This window comes from Tropicimonas isoalkanivorans (genome assembly GCF_900112335.1).
GTDB classification, from domain to species: domain Bacteria; phylum Pseudomonadota; class Alphaproteobacteria; order Rhodobacterales; family Rhodobacteraceae; genus Tropicimonas; species Tropicimonas isoalkanivorans.
Genome location: NZ_FOLG01000001.1, coordinates 739,390 through 759,443, shown reverse-complemented (window position 1 = coordinate 759,443; position 20,054 = coordinate 739,390). Strand labels below are relative to the sequence as shown.

The following is a 20,054-nucleotide window of genomic DNA, read 5'->3' as shown; positions in this document are numbered from 1 at the left end:
CTTACCGCCGGTTCCGCGCGGCGTCCGGCGTTTCCAGCCGGTGATAGAGGTGCGTGAAGGTCGCCGCCCCGAGGATCGGCACGAAGAGGTTGACGATGGGGATGGACAGCGGCGCGGCCATGAGCGTGCCTGCCAGCCAGATCCGTGGCATGTGCCGCCGCCGGGCCGCGATGGCCCCCTTGCGCCCCACGCGCCGCATGGCGACGAGTTGGAAATATTCGCGTCCGAGCAGGTATCCGTTGACCACCCAGAACAGCAGCGGCGCGAAGGGGCCGACGAAGAAGTAGAGGATCAGGGCGATCAGGTTGACCACGACGATTACCCCGAGAAAGCTGACGCTGTCCTTCATCGCCTCGCCCCAATTTCCCGGGTTCGCGGGGGGAAGCTGGGGGTAGTGCCGTTCTTCCACGGCTTCGGCGACCTCGTCCAGGAAGAACCCGGTAAAGGCCGAGGCCACGGGGACCATCAGGAAGACAGAGGCCACGAGCATCAGCCCGACGGTTGCCACCGAGACGACGTTGTCCGCGAAGTCCAGCGACAGGCCGAAGAGGGTGAGGTGGTCGGGCACCAGTCCGCCGATCAGCCAGACCAGCAGCACGGTGGCGCCGGCAAGGAGCAGGACCGTCAGGCCGACCCCCAGCAGGAACACGCGGAGGAACCGCCGGTCCGACATCTGGGACAGGGCAAGCGAGACGTCGCGGAAGATCCTCATTCGCGCACCCACTCGGTGATGGCGTCGACGTCCGGGCGCGGGCGTTCCGGCGGGCGGGCCTTTTCGCTGCCGATATGGATGAACCCGGCAACGAACTCCTGTGGCTGGAGCCCGAGGCCCTGTTCGACGAAGGGGCGGTCGTAGACGGCCCATCCGGTGAGCCAGTTTGCGCCCCAGCCGGCCGCAAGCGCGGCGGCGAGCAGGCCGTAGCAGGCTGCGCCCGCCGACAGCACCTGTTCGATTTCAGGAACATCGTCGCGGGGCTTCGGGGTGCCGATCACGGCCACCGCAAGATCGGCGTCGGCGAACTGGCGCACCATCTTTTCGGCGGCCTCGGGCGCGATGTCCAGCGCGGCGGCGCGGGCGGGGATCAGGGCGGCAAGCCGCTCCAGCGCGGGCTTTTCCAGCACGATGAAGCGCCAGGGCTCCAGTTTCTTGTGGTCGGGGGTGCGGGCGGCGATGGTCAGCAGCGCGCGCAGCGCGTCCGGATCGGGCACCGGCGTCGTGAGCGTCTTGGCCGGGCGGGACCGGCGGGTCTGGAGGAACTCCAGGGCGGCCTGGTTCGGGATGGGCATGGTCTCTCCAATGCGGCAGGTGTCGCTCCCGTATCTAGTCCCGCCGGGGGCGATCCTCCAGACCGGAGACGGGGTGATGCGGCGTCTGTCGGCGGCTGGCATTCCCTATTGCAGAGGGCTACCCTGCGAGGTGGTCGGGAAAAGAGGCGGGGCGATGAGCAAGGCAGACCTGGCGTACCTTGCGGAACCGGGTGCGGAGATCGCGGTGCGGGTGACGCCGAAGGCGTCGCGCAATGCGGTCGAGGTGGCCGACGACGGCGCGCTGCGGGTTTACGTGACAACCGTTCCGGAAGCCGGAAAGGCCAATGCCGCCGTGCAGAAGCTGCTCGCCAAGGCGCTTGGGGTGCCGAAGTCGACGTTGGCGCTGGTGCGAGGAGCGACGTCGCGGGACAAGGTGTTCCGTGTGGATGGGTAGGCGCTTCGTTTCGCCGACGGCGAAAACTATGAGGGGCGATGGGGGGCGTCTGCCCCCCGCGCGGCCCGGGCCGCGCTCCCCCCGAGGATATTTTCGGACACAAGAAGGTCAGGCGGTCGCGCTCGTGATCCGGTTGACATGCCCCATCTTTCGGCCCTCTCGGACGTCTGCCTTGCCGTAGAGGTGCAGGGCGATGCCGGGGGTGGCGGCGAGGTCGGGCACGCGGGTCATGTCGGTGCCGATGAGGTTTTCCATCGTCACGTCGGCATGGCGGCTGCCGTCGCCGAGGGGCCAGCCGGCGATGGCGCGGATGTGTTGTTCGAACTGGTCGACGGTGCAGCCGTTCTGGGTCCAGTGGCCGGAGTTATGGACGCGCGGGGCGATTTCGTTTACCAGCAGGCCGCCCTGCGTGACGAAGAGTTCGACGCCGAGGACGCCCACATAGTCGAGTGCGTTCAAAATCCGCCCTGCGAGAAGCACCGCGTCGGCGCGGAGCGCGGCCGGGATCGGGGCCGGGACGGTGGTGGTGCGCAGGATGCCGGCCTCGTGGACGTTCTGTCCGGGGTCGTAACAGGCGACCTCGCCGGAGAGACCGCGCGCGGCGATCACCGAGATTTCCATGGAGAAGCCAACGAACCCCTCCAGCACGGCGGGAGCGTCCTTCATAGCCGCCCAGGCGTCTGGGACCTGCGCCGGGTCCGTGAGGCGGACCTGGCCCTTGCCGTCGTAGCCCAGGCGGCGGGTCTTCAGGATGGCGGGGCAGCCGAGCGACTGGACGGCGGCGGCGAGGTCCGCCGCGCTTTCGACATTCGCATAGGGGGCCGTGCGCAGCCCGAGGCCGCTGAGGAACTCCTTTTCCGTCAGGCGGTCCTGGCTCACGGCGAGGGCGCGGCGGTTGGGGCGCAGGGGGCGGAGGGCCTCGATCCGGTCCAGCGCCTCGGCGGGAACGTTCTCGAATTCGAAGGTGACGACGTCGACGCTTTTGGCGAAGGCCTCCAGCGCGGCCGAATCCTCGTAGGGGGCCTGGGTCAGCTGTGCGGCCACGTCCGCCGCGGGCGCGGCACCGGGCTCGAAGATGTGGCAGCGATAGCCGAGGCGGGCGGCGGCGACAGAGAGCATGCGGCCCAACTGGCCGCCGCCAAGGATGCCGATGGTCGAACCGGGGGGGAGCGTCGTCATGGGGCTACTCTTCAAGCCGTTTCTCAATGGATTTCAGGGCGGTTCGCAGCGCGTCGTGGGCGCCTTCGCGGCGCAACGTCTCGACCATTTGAAGGCTCAGGGTGCCTTCGGTACCCAGGGCGTCGCGTTCCTCCGCGAGGCGGCCGGCGCGGCCCTTGTCCATGGCGGCGAGGAAGCCTGCGACGAGTTGGGTGGTGAAGACCTCCGCCCCGGTGGGGTCGCCCGTCTTGTCGCCGAGCCAGCCCGCGCCGGTTGCCATCAGGTCCAGAAGGCCGGGGACCATGGCGCAGATCGCGAAATGCGCGTTGAGGGCGGACTCGCTGCCGACCTTGATGACGGGGTTCTCGGGCCCGAACAGCTCCGCCAGCAGCCGGTCGTTTCCGTAGGCCGCGAGGGGGCAGCCGCCGGCCTCCACGAAGCCGAGCGGGACGGTCTGGACGAGATCGGTTGCGGGGGCGCAGAGGGTGCGGAGGAGGGGCTCCGGATTGCTGGCCATGACCGAGACGATGCGGTGGTCGGGGCGGAACGTCAGCGGGGCGAGGACGCTTTCGGCCACCGGGGGGCGGAGGCAGAGGAAAACGATGTCGGCGGCGTCGAGCACGCCCTGCGCGTCCGCGACGTGCACGCCCACCTCCCGTGCGAGGGCGGCGGAGACCTGGGCGTTGCGTTCCGTCACGGTGATCTGGTGGCCCTTGCGGGCCAGGAAGCGCACCATGGGGGCAGCGATGTGGCCGGTGCCGATGAACCCGATCCGGCTCATTCCTGCGGCTCCTCCGGGATGGAGGCGGAGAGCGCCGCGCGCCAGGCGTCCAACCGCTCGGCCAGTGCGGGGTCCTCGTTGGCGAGGATGGCGGCGGCCATGAGCCCGCCGTTGGCCGCCCCGGCCGCCCCGATGGCCATGGTGGCGACGGGGAAGCCGCGGGGCATCTGGACGATGGAATAGAGCGAGTCGACGCCGTTGAGTGCGCGCGTCTGCACTGGAACGCCGATGACCGGCACGCGGGTCTTGGAGGCGACCATGCCCGGCAGGTGTGCCGCGCCGCCGGCGCCGGCGACGATCGCCTTCAGGCCGCGCTCGGCCGCCGTCTTGCCATAGGTCCAGAGCCGGTCGGGCGTGCGGTGGGCGGAGACGATGCGGGCCTCGTAGGGCACGCCGAGCTCGTCGAGAATGGCTGCGGCTTCCTTCATGGTCGGCCAGTCCGACTGGCTGCCCATGATGATTCCCACCTTCGGCTCCGGCATCGCGCCCTCCTGTCCCACGGAGCGCGCACCATAGCAGCGCGGCGGTCAGGGGCAACGGGGCGCGCGGGTCAGGCGATGATATCGGGGGTCAGTTCATCTTCGAGCGCGGCGATGCGGTCTTTCAGCGCCAGTTTCTGCTTCTTGAGGCGCCGAATGGTGAAGGAATCGGCCGTGCCTCTTTCCTGGAGCGCGTGGATGGCCTCGTCGAGGTCCCGGTGCTCGCGGACGAGTACCTGGAGCTTGACGCGCTTCACCTCCGTGGGGTCCATTTCACTGGGTGCGTTCATGCGAGCCTTCCGCGACCTCTGCCAGCTTGAACTCTGGGCGATAACGTCATGACTATAGGCGCGCCCGGCCCGATCCGCCAAGCCCCACCTTGCGCCGTTGCGGTATCGTGCCCATATGTCGCTTCGGGTGCCCGAACGCGGGGCCCGCACATGCATGGTCGCTTTGTGAAAGGACGTGCCCGATGACCAAGACCGCCCTCGGTTCGCATCCCTTCCTGTTGGGATTCGAGCAGCTTGAACGCCTCGTCGAACGGACCGCGAAGTCCGGCAACGAAGGCTACCCACCCTATAACATCGAACAGTTCGGGGACCGGAGCTACCGGATCACGCTGGCCGTTGCGGGCTTCAGCGAGGGGGATCTGTCGATCACCGTCGAGGACCGGCAACTGGTCATCCGCGGACGCCAGGCAGAGGCCGGCGACGACAGGATCTTTCTCTACCGCGGGATCGCGGCCCGGCAGTTCCAGCGCAGTTTCGTGCTGGCGGACGGAGTCGAGGTGAAGGGAGCGACGATGGAAAACGGCCTTTTGCACGTGGATCTGGAACGTGCGGCGCCCGAAACCGTTGTCCAGACAATAGAGATCAACCGGAACTGAGGAGAGGCAGGTATGGACCATAAACATCCGCTTATCGAGGCGCAAGCCCAGGAAGACCGGCCGATCGTCTATATTCGTCCGGTGGCCGTGACTGACTTGCCGGTGGAGCTTCGGCAGCAGGCTGAGGGCGTGGAAAATCTCTACGCCGTCCATGACGAGCAGGGGCAGCGCCTGGCGCTGGTGCAGGGGCGCGAACTGGCGTTCGTGCTGGCGCGTCAGAACGACATGACGCCGGTCAACGTCCACTGAATTTGGAGGCGCGCTTTGGCGCGTCTCGCTACCGTGCCAGTACCACGGGTGCCCGACCGTCCGGGCATCTCTTCCAAACAATCCTGAATATTGCCAAGCGCGTTGCTTGCGATGGCCCTGATCGGGTCGCGCTGAGCGCGCGTTGTCGTGTCCCAATCCTGAAAGTTGAAACCACGAGGTCGTGCGGGGAAGTCCGTCCGGGTGGTTTTTCGCTATTTGAGCGTGAGGCCGTGCGCGTGGCAGACGTCGACTATTCTACAGCAACAGGCCGGCCGCGGAGCGACCGGCCTGTAGAAGTGCGTGACCCAACTTTCAGGAGCGTTGGGCAGTCAGGGCGATGTCGACCACGACGTCGAAGCCGAGGGTTTTCGCGTCCGTCTGGGTGTCGCCGATGTGGAAGTCGCGCCGGTCCAGAGTGACGGTCGCCGTCATCTCCGCAGTGTCGCCGGAGATGTCGAGCGTGAAGGGCATTTGCACGGGCACGTCCGCGCCGCGCAGGCTCAGGACCCCGTCGGCCAGGTATTGGCCCTCGCCGTCGGCGGGCAGGAGGTCGGCCCGGAACGTGGCGGTGGGGAAGCTGCCGGCGTCGAAGTATTCCGGCCCCATGGCCTTGTCGGTGACGGAGCCGAGGGTGAGCGAGCCGATGGCGATGGTCACTTCGGCGGTGCCGTGTTTGCCGGCTACGGCTTCCTCGGTGAAGTCGATGCTGGCGGTCCAGTCCGCGAAGGCGCCCGTCACGTCGGCCCCCATCTGGCTGACGGTGATCGCGAGCGTACCCTCCTGCACCTCCCAGCCGCTTTCGACGGCGGCGAGGGCCTGGGTCTCCTGCGCGTCGGTCTCCCCTTCGTACAGTCCGGCAGCCGCGCCGAGGCCGATGGCGACGAGGGCGACGGCGACAGCCGCAACGGCCGTCACGCGGGGCGCTTCTGCGTCCGGTTGGCCGGGCGCGCGGGTGCCGAAGAGCATCCGGCGCAGGGTCGCGTCCCGGTCGAAGAGGTGGTGTTTCAGCGCGCCCGCCACGTGAAGGCCGAGGGTGGCCACCAGCAGCAGCACGAAGACGAGATGAAGCCCGGAAAAGAGGACGGAGACGGATTCGGATTTCGGAACCAGCGGCAGCGACTGGCCGAACGGCCACCAGATCGGCGCGAAGCCTTCGGTGGCGGCGTGATGGATCCAGCCGGTCAGGGGCGTGCCCACGAGCGCCACATAGAGCAGCCAGTGCACCGTCTGGGCGAGCCGGGCCTCGATCCGACGGTCACCGTTCAGGAGCGCGGGATGCGGTTGCAGCGCGGTCCAGACGAGCCGGGCGAGGGCGAGGAAGAAGACGAGGATGCCGAGGGTCTTGTGCAGGCTGAAGAGCTGGGCCTTCACGGCGAGCTGGGCTCCGGTGTCGTAGGGCCATTCTTCTGCGATCAGGCCGAGCGGCAGCAGCACGAGGATGAGGCCGGCTGTCAGCCAGTGCAGGGCACGAGACACCAGGCCGTAGCGGTCGGGCGTGTTCGAAAGGGACATGGGATGCGGGCTCCATGGCGGTTGGATCGGTCAGGTACGGTGACATATGTCCAAACCGGGGGATGGCCCATCTCCGCGGGCGCACAGGCGGTGTGCGCGCCGGGCGGGGCGCTCCTGTCGCTTGTCGGTCGCAGCACTTGGCGATACACGGGCGCCATGAGACGAGAAGGTTGGGAGTGAGACCATGAGCAGGGCATTCGTTTTTCCGGGGCAGGGCGCGCAGGCGATCGGGATGGGCAAGGCGCTCGCCGACGCGTATCCGGCGGCACGGGCCGTGTTCGACGAGGTGGACGAAGCGCTGGGCGAAAAGCTCTCCGACCTGATCTGGGACGGCGATATCGAGACGCTGACGTTGACGGAGAATGCGCAGCCGGCGCTGATGGCGACCTCGCTGGCAGCGATGAAGGCGCTGGAGGCCGAAGGCGTCGGGATCGAGGCGGCGGCCTTCGTTGCCGGTCACTCGCTGGGTGAATACTCGGCTCTGGCTGCGGCGCAGGCATTCAGCATCACCGATACCGCGCGGCTGTTGCGGACGCGGGGCAAGGCCATGCAACAGGCCGTGCCGGTGGGCGAAGGCGCCATGGCCGCCGTGCTGGGGCTGGACCTGGCCGCGGTGCGCGAGGTGGCGGCTGAAGCCGCGCAGGGCGAGGTGTGTGCGGCAGCAAACGACAACGACCCCGCGCAGGTCGTCGTGTCCGGGGCGAAGGCGGCCGTGGAGCGGGCGGTGGAGATTGCCAAGGGTCGGGGCGCCAAGCGGGCGATCCTGCTGCCGGTCAGCGCCCCGTTCCATTGTGCGCTGATGCAACCGGCGGCGGAGGTCATGGCCGAGGCGCTGGCGCAGGTGGATATCGCCGTGCCGAAGGTGCCCGTCGTCGCCAACGTGCGCGCGGAGGCGGTGACGGACCCCGACGAGATCCGCGCGCTGCTGGTGGAGCAGGTGACCCACGCGGTGCGCTGGCGGGAGTCCGTGGCGTGGATGGCCGCGCAGGGCGTGGACGAGACGTGGGAGATTGGTGCCGGGAAGGCGCTGACGGGCATGATCCGGCGCATCGACAAGACGGTGGCCACACGCGCGGTGGGAACGCCGGAGGACGTCGCGGCGGCCGCCGAAAGCGCCAAGGGTTGATCGGGGCCTGGCGAGACTGACGGGAAGGAATGGACATGTTTGATCTGAGCGGAAAGACGGCACTGGTCACTGGTGCCTCGGGCGGCATCGGGGGGGCGATTGCCAAGGCGCTTCATGGCGCGGGGGCTGTCGTGGGCCTGTCGGGCACGCGGGTGGAGCCGCTGGAGGCGTTGGCGGCGGAATTGGGGGAGCGCGCACATGTGCTGCCCTGCAACCTGAGCGATGCCGGCGCGGTCGATGCGCTGCCGAAGCAGGCCATCGAGGCGATGGGCGGGGTGGACATTTTGGTCAACAACGCCGGGATCACCCGTGACCAGATCTTCATGCGGATGTCCGACGAGGAATGGGCGCAGGTTCTGGAGGTCAACCTGACCTCCACGATGCGGCTCTGCCGGGGCGTGATGCGGCCGATGATGAAAAAGCGCTGGGGGCGGATCGTCAATATCTCCTCCGTGGTCGGCGTGACCGGCAACCCGGGGCAGGCGAACTACGCGGCCTCCAAGGCGGGCATGATCGGGTTGACGAAGTCCATCGCCTACGAAGTGGCGAGCCGGGGCATCACCGCCAACGCGGTGGCGCCGGGGTTCATTGCCACGGCGATGACGGATAAGCTGACCGACGAGCAGAAGGATGCGATCAACACCCGCATCCCGGCCGCCCGCATGGGTACGCCGGAGGAAATCGCCGCAGCGGTTCTGTACCTGGCCAGCGCCGAGGCGGGCTATGTCACCGGCGCGACGCTGCATGTGAACGGCGGGATGGCAATGATCTGACGCGGCGCGCGGGGGCGCGAATGCGCAACCAGCGGCCGGTTCGGGAGAATGGAATTGCGGGTGCCGAACGCCCGATCAAGGCGTTTGCATTTGCAGGCGAACGTGTTAAAGGCGGCGCAGTTTTGGTCCCGGGCCTTTCCGAGGACGGGCCGGGCATGGGCTCCCGCGGCGGACGGGAAGAGCCGCCCCTGGCGGGGTAACGAGGTAGAGCGCCTTCGGGGTGCGGACAAGAACGGGGCAGCAAGCCCCAACGAATGAGGAAGAAACATGAGCGATATCGCGGATCGCGTGAGGAAGATTGTGGTCGAGCACCTGAGCGTCGACGAGGACAAGGTGACCGAAAACGCGTCGTTCATCGACGACCTGGGCGCCGACTCGCTTGATACCGTCGAGCTGGTGATGGCGTTCGAAGAAGAGTTCGGCATCGAGATTCCGGACGACGCGGCCGAAACTATCCAGACGTTCGGCGACGCGGTGAAGTTCATCAAGGAAGCGTCCTGACGGGCGTTTCCGCAAGCCTTGTGGCTTGGCCGGGAATGGCGCTCCAGTGGGGCGCCATTTTTCGTTGAGGGGTATCGCGATCCGGCGACGTTTCGCTGAACCCGCATGACCGACATACCGCGGTCCGCGGCTTGTTGCGCCAATCACGGGGCGCGTGTATCACCCCCAAAGCCAACAAACGAACTAGGGTGCGAGAAATGCGTCGAGTGGTAGTCACCGGTTTGGGAATGGTCAGCCCGCTGGCATGCGGGGTGGAAGAGACCTGGAGCCGGCTTCTGGCCGGAGAGTCGGGGGCGGGGCCGATCACGCGATTCGATCCCGAGCGGGTAACGACTAAGTATGCCTGTGAGGTTCCCCTAGGCGATGGTTCGGACGGGACGTTCAATCCGGACGACTGGATGGAGCCGAAGGAGCGCCGGAAGGTCGACGACTTCATCCTGTTCGCTATTGCGGCGGCCGATCAGGCCGTGAAGGACGCCGGATGGACTCCCGAGAGCGAGGAAGACCGCCTGCGCACGGGCGTGATGATCGGCTCCGGGATCGGCGGGCTGAGTTCCATTGCGGACACGGCCATCGTGCTTAAGGAGAAAGGCCCGCGGCGGGTGTCGCCGTTCTTCATCCCCGGTTCGCTCATCAACCTCGCGAGCGGCCAGGTCAGCATTCGCCATGGCTTCAAGGGGCCGAACCACGCGGTGGTGACGGCCTGCTCGACGGGCGCGCACGCCATCGGCGATGCCTCCCGCATCATTGGCTTCGGCGACGCGGACGTGATGGTCGCGGGTGGCGCGGAGAGCGCGATCTGCGAGATCGGCATCGCGGGGTTCAACGCGTGCAAGGCGCTGTCGACCAAGCGGGCGGACGACCCCAAGGGCGCAAGCCGGCCTTGGGACGCGGACCGGGACGGGTTCGTGATGGGCGAGGGCGCCGGCGTCGTGGTGCTGGAAGAGTACGAACATGCCAAGGCGCGCGGCGCGAAGATCTATGCCGAGATCCTCGGCTACGGGATGTCGGGCGACGCCTATCACATCACCGCGCCGTCCGAGGATGGCGATGGCGGTTTCCGCTCCATGCAGGCGGCGCTGAAGCGGGCGGACCTGCCGGCCTCGGCGATCGACTACATCAACGCACATGGCACCTCGACGATGGCGGACACGATCGAGATGGGCGCGGTGGAGCGGCTTTTGGGTGATGCCGTGGGCAACCCCACCATGTCGTCGACCAAATCGTCCATCGGGCATTTGCTTGGCGCTGCGGGGGCTGTCGAGGCAATCTTCTGCATCCTTGCGATTCGGGACCAGGTGGCTCCGCCGACGCTGAACCTCGACACACCGCCGGAGGGCGCGAAGATCGATCTGGCGCCGAAGGTGAAACGGGAACGGGAGATCAACGTGGCGCTGTCGAATTCCTTCGGATTCGGCGGGACGAACGCCACGCTGGTGATGGGTAAGGTCGACGCCTGATGGCGCGGTCGCTCGCTTCGAACGCGCTGACCATCCTCGTTGTGCTGATGGTTGCGGCCGGCAGCATCATCGGCTGGGGGCGCAGCCAATATGCCGGGCGGGGGCCACTCGAGGATGCGATCTGCGTCGTGGTGCCTTCGGGCGCCTCCATGTCCAAGATTTCACGGGACTTGGAGGAGCAGGGCGCGATTTCCAACGGGACGATCTTTCGGCTGGGGGCCGAATACAGCAAGCGCTCCAACCAGTTGAAGGCCGGGAGCTTCGTGGTGGAGCCGCACGCCTCCATGGACGAGATCATCGAAGCGATCACCGCCAGCGGGCGGAGCACCTGCGGCACCGAGGTCAATTATCGCGTCGGCGTGGCGGAGGCGAACATGGTGGTTCGCGAACTCGATCCGGGCACACAGCAGTACGTTGAACTGGCAAGCTACGTTCCGGGAGAGGAGCCCGCGCCGGAGGGGCTTGACGCGATCATGGAGAACCCCAGCACGCGCTACCGCATCACGCTCGCGGAAGGTGTGACGAGCTGGCAGGTGATCGAGGAGCTGAAGCGGGCGCCGTTCCTGAGCGGCGAGGTTGCCGAGGTTCCGGCCGAGGGGAGCCTTGCGCCCGACAGTTATGAGACGCCGAAGGGCGCCGATCTGGGGGAACTGGTCGCAGAGATGAAGTCCCGGCAGTCTGCGATTCTGGCGGACCTCTGGGCCGCGCGGGCCGAGGGGCTGCCGCTGGAGACGCCGGAGGAGGCGTTGACCCTTGCGTCGATCGTCGAAAAGGAAACCGGGGTGGCCGACGAGCGCCCCATGGTGGCGAGCGTTTTCGTGAATCGACTCAAGGACGGGATGCGGCTGCAGACGGACCCGACGGTGATCTACGGCCTGACGGAAGGGAAGGCGCCGCTCGGACGCGGCATCCGGCAGAGCGAACTGCGCAAGGCGACGCCTTACAACACCTATGTGATTCCCGGCCTGCCGCCGACACCGATCGCAAACCCGGGCCGCGAGTCCATCGCGGCGGCCTTGAATCCGGCAGATACGGATTACCTTTTCTTTGTTGCCGATGGCAGCGGTGGGCACGCTTTTGCCTCGACCTTGCGCGAGCACAACGAGAACGTCCGACGCTGGCGCGAGATCGAGGCGCAGCAGGTGGCGCAGTAAGAAAACGGTTAACAAACAGTAACCTGGCGCGCGCTGCTCAGGTGGCGCGCGAAGCTCCGAGCTTGACTCGGCGAACGGTCTAATGTAGAAACAAGTCAAGCTGGAAGAAGTGGGCAAGCGCCGGACCAATGGTCTCGGCGCTTTTTCGTTTCACTCGTGTGGAGGCACGTGAAAGAGCAGGTTCATAGATGAACAAGACCTTTGTTCCCGGACAGCCGGGAGACGACGCCGGCCAGTATTTTGATCAGGCCATCACCCTATATCGCAGCGGCTCGCGGGAGCTGACGGATATCATCGAAGAGATCGGTCTGGGCAAGACCGAGCGGGCACGGAAGCTAAAGGGAGTTCTGTCGGAGCTTCGCAAGGCTTCGTTCACCATGATGGAAGAGGCACGTCATGTCGAAGACCTTCGCCGAAAGCTCGTCGGGGATGTTCACAAGCAGGCTTTCGACCTTGCCGCGGCCCGCGATGAGATCGGGGGCAGAATTGCTCGCCTCCGAGCCGCCAGAGGTGCAGGAGGCGTTTCTTGAGGGGCTGAGCGCGGAGGCGCTGTGCGCGTTGCCCTGGCTGTTCGAGTTCTGGGCGATGCCGCATCAGGTGCCGCCGGCCGGGGACTGGAAGACATGGGTCATCCTGGGTGGGCGCGGCGCGGGGAAAACCCGCGCCGGGTCCGAATGGGTCCGGTCCAAGGTCGAGGGGCCGTGCCCGCAGGACACCGGGCAGGCCCACCGCGTCGCACTGGTGGGCGAGACGGTGGAGCAGGTGCGGGAAGTGATGATCTTCGGCGACAGCGGCATCCTGGCCTGCTCGCCGCCCGACCGGGTTCCGGAGTGGCAGTCCACGCGCAAGCGGTTGGTCTGGCCGAACGGGGCGGTGGCGCAGGTGTTCTCGGCGCATGAGCCGGAGAGCCTGCGGGGGCCGCAGTTCGACTGTGCCTGGGTTGATGAATTGGCAAAGTGGAAGAAGGCCGAGGAGACCTGGTCGATGCTGCAGTTCGGGCTGCGGCTGGGCGACAACCCGCAGCAATGCGTGACGACGACGCCGCGGGACGTGGCAATCCTGAAGGATCTGCTCAAGCGGGACTCGACGGTGGTGACCTCGGCCGCGACGGAGGCGAACCGGGCCAACCTGGCGGCGAGCTTTCTGGCCGAGGTCGAGGCGCGGTACGGCGGCACACGGCTGGGGCGGCAGGAACTGGACGGCGTTCTGGTGGAGAACACCGAGGGCGCGCTTTGGACCTCGGCGCTGATCGAGGCGGCGCGGCGGGACTCGGCGCCGGCGCTCGACCGGATCGTGGTGGCCATCGACCCGCCCGTGACGGGGCACTCTGGGTCCGACGAATGCGGGATCGTGGTCGTTGGCGTGGAGGCGAAGGGCGATCCGAAGGACTGGATCGCTTGGGTGCTGGAGGACGCGAGCGTTTCGGCCTCCTCTCCGACCGCGTGGGCGCATGCCGCGGTGGCGGCGCGGGAGCGTCATGGCGCGGACCGGCTGGTGGCGGAGGTCAACCAGGGCGGAGACCTGGTGCAAACGGTGTTGAACCAGATCGATCCGCTGCTTCCCTTCAAGGCGGTGCGGGCGCAGCGGGGCAAGGCCGCGCGGGCGGAACCGGTGGCCGCGCTCTACGAACAGGGGCGAGTGCGGCATGTGCGCGGGCTCGGCGCTCTGGAGGATCAGATGTGCCGGATGACCACGCGGGGTTTTGAGGGGCGGGGATCGCCGGACAGGGTGGACGCGCTTGTCTGGGCAATGACGGAACTGGTGATCGAGCCGTCAGGCCAGTTTCGCCGGCCGCGGGTGCGGACGCTTTAGGACGTTTGCACCGACGCCCGGCTGCGCCGCCCATGGCGGGCGTCGGGATTTGGGTATTTGCGCCAACAAGAACGTGCGGCCGCTGTCTTCTTGTTGGTAAAAATACCCATGTCCGCAGTTGTCGCTTGCGACGGGTGAGAAGGTAAAGCGCACCGCCCGGATTGCGGCTCTTCGAACACTGACAATCAGGAGAGCGTGGCGCGCGCCTTGAAGGGACGCGCCCTCTCCTGGTGCGCCCGCCCCCCGCCATTTGGCGGGGGGACGGGCTGGGAATGCCGGGGCGTCCCGCCCCACAGGAAAAGGAGCGAGAACGCATGGTACTGGATTTCCTGCGACGGTCCGGCGACGGGGCCGAGACCAGTCAGCCGCCGGAACGGAAGGCCTCGGCGACGGGGCCGGTGATCGCCTGGCAGGGTGCCGGGCGGGTGGCGTGGTCGCCTCGTGACACGGCGTCCCTGACGCGGACGGGGTTCGTCGGGAATCCGATCGGGTTTCGTTGTGTCAAGCTCGTCGCGGAGGCGGCGGCGGCGGTGCCGCTGGTCTGCCAGGACACGGAGCGGCGGTACGAAACCCATCCCGTCCTGTCGCTTCTCTCCCGGCCGAATGGCGCGCAGGGCCGTGCAGACCTGTTGGAGGCGCTCTTCGGGCAGATCCTGCTGTCGGGGAACGGCTACATCGAGGCGGTCGGTACCGGCGGGTTGCCGTCCGAACTGCATGTGTTGCGCTCAGACCGGATGAACCTGATCCCGGGCGCGGATGGTTGGCCGGTGGCCTACGAATACACCGTCGGCGGAAAGACGTTCCGGTTCGACATGGCGGCTGAGGTTCCACCGATCTGCCACATGCGGAGCTTTCACCCGCAGGACGATCATTATGGGCTGTCGCCGATGCAGGCGGCGGCGATGGCGATCGACGTTCACAGCAGCGCGTCGCGTTGGTCGAAGGCGCTTCTGGATAACGCGGCGCGCCCGTCGGGGGCCATTGTCTATCGTGGTTCGGACGGGGGGCACGGGACGCTGACGGCGGACCAGTACGACCGGCTGCTCAGCGAGATGGAGATGCACCACCAGGGCGCGCGGAATGCCGGGCGGCCGATGCTCCTGGAGGGCGGGCTGGACTGGAAGCCGATGGGGTTCTCGCCGTCGGACATGGAGTTTCAACAGACGAAGGCCGATGCCGCGCGGGAGATCGCGACGGCGTTCGGCGTGCCGCCGATGCTGCTCGGGATACCGGGCGACATGACCTACGCGAACTACCAGGAGGCGAACCGGGCGTTCTATCGGCTGACGGTGCTGCCGCTCGCCAGCCGCGTGGCGGCGACGCTCTCCGACTGGCTGTCCCGGTTCCAGGGCGAGGCGGTGACGCTCGCTCCCGATCTGGATCGCATCCCGGCCCTGAGCGCCGAGAGGGAGGCTCAGTGGGCCCGCATCGGCGCCGCGTCCTTCCTCACGGAGGCGGAAAAGCGGTCGCTGCTGGGGCTGCCCCCATTGGTGGAATGAGGCGCAACGGATTTCGAGAAGGATGGAAGGATGACTCAGATCGACGGAGGCGGGCTGGAACGCAAGTTCTGTCCGCAGGACGCGACGCTCATCGTCAAGGACGGCGCTGTCGTGGAAGGCTACGCGTCGCTTTTCGGCAAGACCGACCAGGGCGGCGACGTTGTGCAACCGGGTGCCTACGCGGCCTCGCTCAAGGCGATGGCGGGTGCGGACCGGCGGGTGAAGATGCTGTGGCAACACGATCCCGCCCAGCCCATCGGCGTGTGGGACGAGGTTCGGGAAGACGCCCGGGGCCTTTACGTCAAGGGCCGCATCTTGACCGAAGTGGAAAAGGGCCGCGAGGCTGCCGCGCTGATCGAGGCGGGCGCCATCGACGGTCTGTCGATCGGCTATCGCACCAAGCGGGCCGAGAAGGATGCACGGGGTCAGCGGCTCCTGCACGATCTGGAGCTGTGGGAGGTGTCTCTCGTGACCTTCCCGATGCTCCCCGAAGCGCGGGTGGGTGCGAAGGGGGAGAGCCCCGAGGCCGGCCTGATGCGCGAGCTGGCGGAGGCGCTGGAGACGGCGCGCCGCGAGATGGCGGCGGAGTGAGCCGCCGATCCTCCCCCTTAGTCTTGCAGGAAGGACGCAAGCGATGAGCACAGCCGAGACCAAGGCTCGGACCGGGCAGGACATGCCCGACATGAAATCTGCCGTGACGGGGTTCCTGAACGATTTCAGGGGCTTTCAGGCCGACATCAAATCTAGACTTCAAAAGCAGGAAGAGCGACTGACCATGCTGGATCGGAAAACCATGATTGCCGGACGCCCGGCCCTTGCCACCGCCGCCGATGCCGAAGGTGCGCCGCACCAGAAAGCGTTCGAGGCCTATCTGCGGTCCGGCGACGAAGACGCACTGCGGGGCTTGCCGCTGGAAGGCAAGGCGCTTTCGACCGCGGTTGCGGCGGACGGCGGCTACCTCGTCGATCCGGAAACGGCGGAGGCGATCAAGAGCGTGCTGAAGGCCGATGCGTCGATCCGGTCGATCGCCAATGTCGTCAACGTCGAGGCGACGTCCTTCGACGTGCTGATCGACCACGGCGAGATGGGCTCCGGCTGGGCCACCGAGACTGCCACCAGTATCGAAACCGACAGCCCGCAGATCGAGCGCATTACCATTCCGTTGCACGAGCTCTCGGCCATGCCGAAAGCGAGCCAGCGGCTTCTCGACGACAGCGCCTTCGACATCGACGGCTGGCTGGCCGGCCGCATCGCGGACAAGTTTGCCCGCGCCGAGGCCGCGGCTTTCATCAACGGTGACGGTGTCGACAAACCGACCGGGTTCCTGACCCATCCGACGGTGGACAATGACGTCTGGGCCTGGGGCAACATCGGCTACGTCCCGAGCGGCGCGGATGGTGATTTTTCCGGGGCGGACGCGCTGATCGACCTCGTCTACGCGCTCGGAGCGCAGTATCGCGCGGGCGCGAGCTTCGTCATGAACTCCAAGACGGCGGGCGCGGTCCGCAAGCTGAAGGACGCAGACGGCCGGTTCCTGTGGTCCGACGGCCTTTCCGCGGGCGAGCCGGCCCGGCTGTTGGGCTATCCGGTGTTGATCGCCGAGGACATGCCGGACATCGCCAGCGGCGCCGCGGCCATCGCGTTCGGTGACTTTTCTGCCGGCTACACGGTTGCCGAACGTCCCGACCTGCGGGTGCTGCGTGACCCGTTCTCCGCCAAGCCCCACGTTCTGTTCTATGCCACGAAGCGGGTTGGTGGTGACGTCAGCGACTTTGCGGCGATCAAGGTTCTGAAGTTCTCGGTGGGCTGACGCTCGCCGGAATAGCGGTTTCGGCTCGTCGGGGCCGAAACCGTCGACAGGCGTGTGTCTCATGACGAAGTCACCGCGTTGTCCAGCTGCTCCCCTCCCTCCGAGCAATGCGGGGCACGCGCCTGTCACTCAACCCTTCGAGGGGAGGAACATTCGGAGAGATGACTGATGCTAGTCGAGCAGACTACAGCGCCTGCGGCAGCACTGCCGGTTGCGGATTTCAGGGACCATTTGCGCCTGGGCACCGGGTTTGCCGACGAGGGGGCGGAGGACAGCCTTCTGGAGACCTTTCTCCGCGCGGCCATCGCGGCGGTCGAGGCGTGGACCGGGAAGGTCCTTCTGGAGCGCCAGTTCAGACTGAGCCTGATGGGGTGGCGGGACACGCGGGCGCAGACGTTGCCGGTCGCGCCTGTCAGCGAGATCAAAGCCGTCCGTATTGTTGACTGTCTGGACTGGGAAAGCCTTGTGGACCCGTCCAAGTATCGTCTGCAACAGGACACGCACCGCCCGGTCCTTATGGCGCGGTCAAGCCGGTTGCCGACCATACCGACGCAAGGGTCGGTCCTCATCGATTTCATGGCAGGGTTCGGGCCGGCCTGGGTGGACGTGCCGGCTGACCTCGCGCAGGCGGTGATGCTGCTGGCGGCCTATTACTACGAGTACCGGCATGAGATGCGTGTCGGCGGTGCGGTGATGCCGTACGGGGTGTCGTCGCTCGTGGACCGCTGGCGCAATGTGCGCGTGCTCGGCGGTGGCGTGCGATGAGTACGTCGGCGCCCGAATTGCGGCGCAAGCTGACGCTGGAAGCCTTGGACCGGGTTGCTGACGGGGCAGGCGGGTTCCGGACGACGTGGGTCGTCCTCGGCACGGTGTGGGCGGAGGTCAAGGCGGGGACGGGCCGGGAGACCGAGGCGGAGTTTCTGACGCTGTCTACCGTGCCCTACCGGATCACAGTGCGATCGGCCCCGCCCGGGGCGCCGAGCCGGCCGAAACCGGATCAGCGCTTTCGGGAAGGCAACCGGGTGTTTCGCATCCTGGCAGTCGCCGATGCGGACGTGCGCGGCAAGTACCTGACCTGCTTCACGCGCGAAGAGGAGGTATCGGCATGAGCTACGGCACTTCGGTGGCGCTGCAGGCGGCCATCTATCAGCATCTGTTGGCTGACCCGGCGCTCGCAGCGCTCGTCGGCGCGGACATCTACGATGCCGTTCCCTCTGGGTTGGTTCCATCGCTCTACGTGAGCCTTGGACCGGAAACGGTGATGCCCGCCGGGGACAAGACGGCAGAAGGCGCGCGGCATCGCTTCACGGTCAGCGTGGTGAGTGACGGCGGCGGGTTTCTCGATGCGAAGGCGGTTGCCGTGGCCGTGTCCGACGCCCTGCATGGTGCCAAGCCGGCGCTCCAGCGGGGAACCGTCGTGCAGATGCGGTTTCTGAAGGCGACGGCCAAGCGCGTGGGCGCTGGAGCCAAGCGCCGGGTCGACCTGCGCTTCGAGGCGTTGGTCGAAGACGACTGAAATTTCTAATTCCTACAGCAGGATAGCGGAGAATAGGCATGGGTGCACAATCCGGCAAGGATCTTCTTATCAAGATCGACATGACAGGGAATGGCCAGTTCCAGACCGCGGCGGGCCTTCGGGCGACGCGGGTCAGCTTCAACGCAGAAACGATCGATGTGACCTCTTTGGAGAGCCAGGGCGGATGGCGGGAGCTGCTCTCCGGCGCCGGTGTCCGCAGTGCCGCGATCAGCGGGGCAGGCGTGTTCAAGGATCAGGATACGGACGAACGTGCACGGGAGGCGTTCTTCGCTGCCGAGACGCCCTTGTTCCAGGTGGTCATTCCGGATTTCGGGACGGTCGAGGGGGCATTCCAGATTTCGTCGCTTGAATATGCCGGGAGCCACGACGGCGAGGCGACTTACGAAATGTCCTTGGCCTCGGCCGGCCCGCTCCTCTTTTCGGCGTTTTGAGCCATGGCGAACCCTTGGACCGGCGAGGTGACGCTCGCTCTGGATGGCACGCCGCACGTCTGCAAACTGACGCTTGGTGCGCTGGCCGAACTGGAAGCGGGCCTGTCGGAAGGGTCGCTCATCGACCTTGTGGAGCGTTTCGAGGCCGGCCGGTTTTCAGCGCGGGATGTGCTGACCCTCATCGTTGCGGGGCTGCGCGGCGGGGGTTGGAAGGGGTCGGCGGACGCCCTGACGTCGGTCGAGATCGGTGGCGGCCCGGCGGAGGCGGCGCGCGTGGCGGCGGAGTTGCTCGCTCGTGCGTTCTCGCTCCCGGACACGGCCGGGTAACGCAGTGGACTGGGCTGGCCTTCTGCGTCTGGGGCTTTGTCGTCTGGGGCTGGCCCCGGACGTGTTCTGGAGACTGACCCCGGTGGAATTGATGGTGATGCTGGGCGCGGATGCCGTGCCGGCGCCACTGACGCGCGCGCGCCTGGACGAACTGGCGCGGGCTTATCCCGACAATGAGAAAGGGGGGCGCGATGGCGCTGGACCCGGATGACATGGAGAGCCTCGACGCGCAGATCGACGCTCTGGAAAGCAGCCTGAACGGCGCCAGTTCGTTGGCGTCGGCCTTCGATGGCGAATTGCGGAAGATGCAGAGCAGCATGGCGCGAACCTCCGCGAGTGTGGAGTCGCTGTCCTCCAGCATCAGCGGGGGCCTGCGGCGGGCGTTCGACGGGCTGGTGTTTGATGGCATGAAAGCCTCCGATGCGATGAAGATGGTCGCCCAGTCGATGGTGAATGCCACCTACGGTGCCGCGATCAAGCCGGTGACCAAGCAGATCGGAGACATGTTCGCGAGTGGGATTGCGGGCATCGGTGCTGCGGCCTTCGCCAAAGGCGGGAGCTTTTCCCAGGGGCGTGTGATGCCATTCGCGAAGGGCGGGGTGGTGACGGCTCCGACCGCCTTTCCCATGCGGGGCGGCAGCGGGTTGATGGGGGAAGCGGGGCCGGAGGCGATCATGCCGCTGACCCGCGGGGCCGACGGTAGTCTCGGCGTGAAGGCGGCCGGAGGCGCGTCCCGGCCTGTCAACATCGTGATGAACATCTCCACCCCCGATGCTGACGGGTTCCGGAAGAGTCAGACGCAGATTGCTGCTCAGGTTGGCCGCGCGCTCAGCCGCGGCCAACGCAACCGGTAAGTG

27 protein-coding genes are annotated in these 20,054 nt (G+C 67.0%); 20 read left to right on the top strand and 7 right to left on the bottom strand.

Features of this window, described 5'->3' with window-relative positions:
- Window position 1 precedes the first annotated feature (1 nt).
- Complete coding sequence (locus tag BM075_RS03570) at window positions 2-712, bottom strand: EI24 domain-containing protein (protein WP_093359268.1); 711 nt, start codon at window positions 710-712, stop codon at window positions 2-4.
- Entirely contained in the window at window positions 709-1,287 is a 579-nt protein-coding gene (locus BM075_RS03565; protein WP_093359267.1) for a nitroreductase family protein, read from the bottom strand. Before BM075_RS03565 ends, BM075_RS03570 begins: the two co-directional genes overlap by 4 nt.
- 154 nt (window positions 1,288-1,441) lie before the next feature.
- Between BM075_RS03565 and BM075_RS03560 the strand changes: the two genes are divergently transcribed.
- Complete coding sequence (locus BM075_RS03560; RefSeq protein WP_093359266.1) at window positions 1,442-1,702, top strand: DUF167 domain-containing protein; 261 nt, start codon at window positions 1,442-1,444, stop codon at window positions 1,700-1,702.
- Between the two features lie 108 nt (window positions 1,703-1,810).
- Here BM075_RS03560 and BM075_RS03555 read toward each other — a convergent pair whose 3' ends face one another.
- The 4 genes from BM075_RS03555 to BM075_RS03540 all read right to left on the bottom strand — a co-directional run bounded on the left by BM075_RS03555 (window position 1,811) and on the right by BM075_RS03540 (window position 4,410).
- Window positions 1,811-2,881 (bottom strand): 5-(carboxyamino)imidazole ribonucleotide synthase, encoded by a 1,071-nt coding sequence (locus BM075_RS03555; RefSeq protein WP_093359265.1) that lies wholly within the window; start codon window positions 2,879-2,881, stop codon window positions 1,811-1,813.
- A 4-nt stretch (window positions 2,882-2,885) separates the two neighbouring features.
- A complete protein-coding gene (locus BM075_RS03550) occupies window positions 2,886-3,641 on the bottom strand; it encodes an NAD(P)-binding domain-containing protein (protein WP_093359264.1) in 756 nt (251 codons plus the stop codon).
- Window positions 3,638-4,123, bottom strand: coding sequence for a 5-(carboxyamino)imidazole ribonucleotide mutase (purE, locus tag BM075_RS03545; protein ID WP_093359263.1), 486 nt, complete (start codon window positions 4,121-4,123; stop codon window positions 3,638-3,640). The genes BM075_RS03550 and purE overlap by 4 nt, the downstream gene beginning before the upstream one ends.
- 68 nt (window positions 4,124-4,191) lie before the next feature.
- Entirely contained in the window at window positions 4,192-4,410 is a 219-nt protein-coding gene (locus BM075_RS03540) for a YdcH family protein (protein WP_093359262.1), read from the bottom strand.
- A gap of 182 nt (window positions 4,411-4,592) precedes the next feature.
- On the opposite strand from BM075_RS03540, the gene BM075_RS03535 reads away from it, so the two are divergent.
- Together BM075_RS03535 and BM075_RS03530 are read left to right on the top strand one after the other, a co-directional pair.
- Window positions 4,593-5,006 carry an Hsp20 family protein gene (locus BM075_RS03535; RefSeq protein WP_093359261.1) on the top strand — a complete coding sequence of 138 codons (414 nt, stop codon included), beginning with the start codon at window positions 4,593-4,595 and terminating at the stop codon, window positions 5,004-5,006.
- Window positions 5,007-5,018: 12 nt separating this feature from the next.
- On the top strand, window positions 5,019-5,255 hold the full coding sequence (locus BM075_RS03530) for a DUF1150 family protein (RefSeq protein WP_093359260.1): 237 nt from the start codon (window positions 5,019-5,021) through the stop codon (window positions 5,253-5,255).
- A 312-nt stretch (window positions 5,256-5,567) separates the two neighbouring features.
- Here the strand turns inward: BM075_RS03530 and BM075_RS03525 are convergent, their stop codons facing one another.
- A complete protein-coding gene (locus tag BM075_RS03525) occupies window positions 5,568-6,767 on the bottom strand; it encodes a cytochrome b/b6 domain-containing protein (RefSeq protein WP_093359259.1) in 1,200 nt (399 codons plus the stop codon).
- A gap of 184 nt (window positions 6,768-6,951) precedes the next feature.
- On the opposite strand from BM075_RS03525, the gene fabD reads away from it, so the two are divergent.
- From fabD to BM075_RS03435, 17 genes are all read left to right on the top strand, one after another.
- On the top strand, window positions 6,952-7,893 hold the full coding sequence (fabD, locus tag BM075_RS03520) for an ACP S-malonyltransferase (RefSeq protein WP_093359258.1): 942 nt from the start codon (window positions 6,952-6,954) through the stop codon (window positions 7,891-7,893).
- A gap of 35 nt (window positions 7,894-7,928) precedes the next feature.
- Complete coding sequence (gene fabG / locus BM075_RS03515) at window positions 7,929-8,666, top strand: 3-oxoacyl-[acyl-carrier-protein] reductase (protein ID WP_093359413.1); 738 nt, start codon at window positions 7,929-7,931, stop codon at window positions 8,664-8,666.
- Between the two features lie 267 nt (window positions 8,667-8,933).
- On the top strand, window positions 8,934-9,167 hold the full coding sequence (locus BM075_RS03505; protein WP_093359256.1) for an acyl carrier protein: 234 nt from the start codon (window positions 8,934-8,936) through the stop codon (window positions 9,165-9,167).
- Window positions 9,168-9,364: 197 nt separating this feature from the next.
- Window positions 9,365-10,627 (top strand): beta-ketoacyl-ACP synthase II, encoded by a 1,263-nt coding sequence (gene fabF, locus BM075_RS03500; protein WP_093359255.1) that lies wholly within the window; start codon window positions 9,365-9,367, stop codon window positions 10,625-10,627.
- Window positions 10,627-11,781 (top strand): endolytic transglycosylase MltG, encoded by a 1,155-nt coding sequence (mltG, locus tag BM075_RS03495; protein ID WP_093359254.1) that lies wholly within the window; start codon window positions 10,627-10,629, stop codon window positions 11,779-11,781. Before fabF ends, mltG begins: the two co-directional genes overlap by 1 nt.
- Window positions 11,782-11,969: 188 nt before the next feature.
- Complete coding sequence (locus BM075_RS03490) at window positions 11,970-12,311, top strand: hypothetical protein (RefSeq protein ID WP_093359253.1); 342 nt, start codon at window positions 11,970-11,972, stop codon at window positions 12,309-12,311.
- The gene (locus BM075_RS03485) at window positions 12,250-13,593 is read left to right on the top strand and encodes a DNA-packaging protein (protein WP_093359252.1); all 1,344 of its coding nucleotides are present in this window, start codon (window positions 12,250-12,252) and stop codon (window positions 13,591-13,593) included. Before BM075_RS03490 ends, BM075_RS03485 begins: the two co-directional genes overlap by 62 nt.
- Before the next feature lie 314 nt (window positions 13,594-13,907).
- A complete protein-coding gene (locus tag BM075_RS03480; protein WP_093359251.1) occupies window positions 13,908-15,092 on the top strand; it encodes a phage portal protein in 1,185 nt (394 codons plus the stop codon).
- A 30-nt stretch (window positions 15,093-15,122) separates the two neighbouring features.
- Window positions 15,123-15,683: an HK97 family phage prohead protease gene (locus BM075_RS03475; RefSeq protein ID WP_093359250.1), complete on the top strand. Its 561-nt coding sequence runs from the start codon at window positions 15,123-15,125 to the stop codon at window positions 15,681-15,683.
- Window positions 15,684-15,726: 43 nt separating this feature from the next.
- On the top strand, window positions 15,727-16,902 hold the full coding sequence (locus BM075_RS03470) for a phage major capsid protein (protein ID WP_093359249.1): 1,176 nt from the start codon (window positions 15,727-15,729) through the stop codon (window positions 16,900-16,902).
- A 165-nt stretch (window positions 16,903-17,067) separates the two neighbouring features.
- On the top strand, window positions 17,068-17,667 hold the full coding sequence (locus BM075_RS03465; RefSeq protein WP_093359248.1) for a head-tail connector protein: 600 nt from the start codon (window positions 17,068-17,070) through the stop codon (window positions 17,665-17,667).
- A complete protein-coding gene (locus tag BM075_RS03460) occupies window positions 17,664-18,011 on the top strand; it encodes a head-tail adaptor protein (RefSeq protein WP_093359247.1) in 348 nt (115 codons plus the stop codon). Before BM075_RS03465 ends, BM075_RS03460 begins: the two co-directional genes overlap by 4 nt.
- Entirely contained in the window at window positions 18,008-18,418 is a 411-nt protein-coding gene (locus BM075_RS03455) for a DUF3168 domain-containing protein (protein ID WP_093359246.1), read from the top strand. Before BM075_RS03460 ends, BM075_RS03455 begins: the two co-directional genes overlap by 4 nt.
- Before the next feature lie 38 nt (window positions 18,419-18,456).
- The gene (locus tag BM075_RS03450) at window positions 18,457-18,870 is read left to right on the top strand and encodes a phage major tail protein, TP901-1 family (protein ID WP_093359245.1); all 414 of its coding nucleotides are present in this window, start codon (window positions 18,457-18,459) and stop codon (window positions 18,868-18,870) included.
- Window positions 18,871-18,873: 3 nt separating this feature from the next.
- A complete protein-coding gene (locus BM075_RS03445) occupies window positions 18,874-19,197 on the top strand; it encodes a gene transfer agent family protein (protein WP_093359244.1) in 324 nt (107 codons plus the stop codon).
- A 4-nt stretch (window positions 19,198-19,201) separates the two neighbouring features.
- Window positions 19,202-19,408 (top strand): rcc01693 family protein, encoded by a 207-nt coding sequence (locus tag BM075_RS03440; protein ID WP_093359243.1) that lies wholly within the window; start codon window positions 19,202-19,204, stop codon window positions 19,406-19,408.
- Window positions 19,389-20,051, top strand: a complete 663-nt coding sequence (locus BM075_RS03435) for a phage tail tape measure protein (protein WP_093359242.1) — start codon at window positions 19,389-19,391, stop codon at window positions 20,049-20,051. The genes BM075_RS03440 and BM075_RS03435 overlap by 20 nt, the downstream gene beginning before the upstream one ends.
- The last annotated feature ends 3 nt before the right edge of the window (window positions 20,052-20,054 follow it).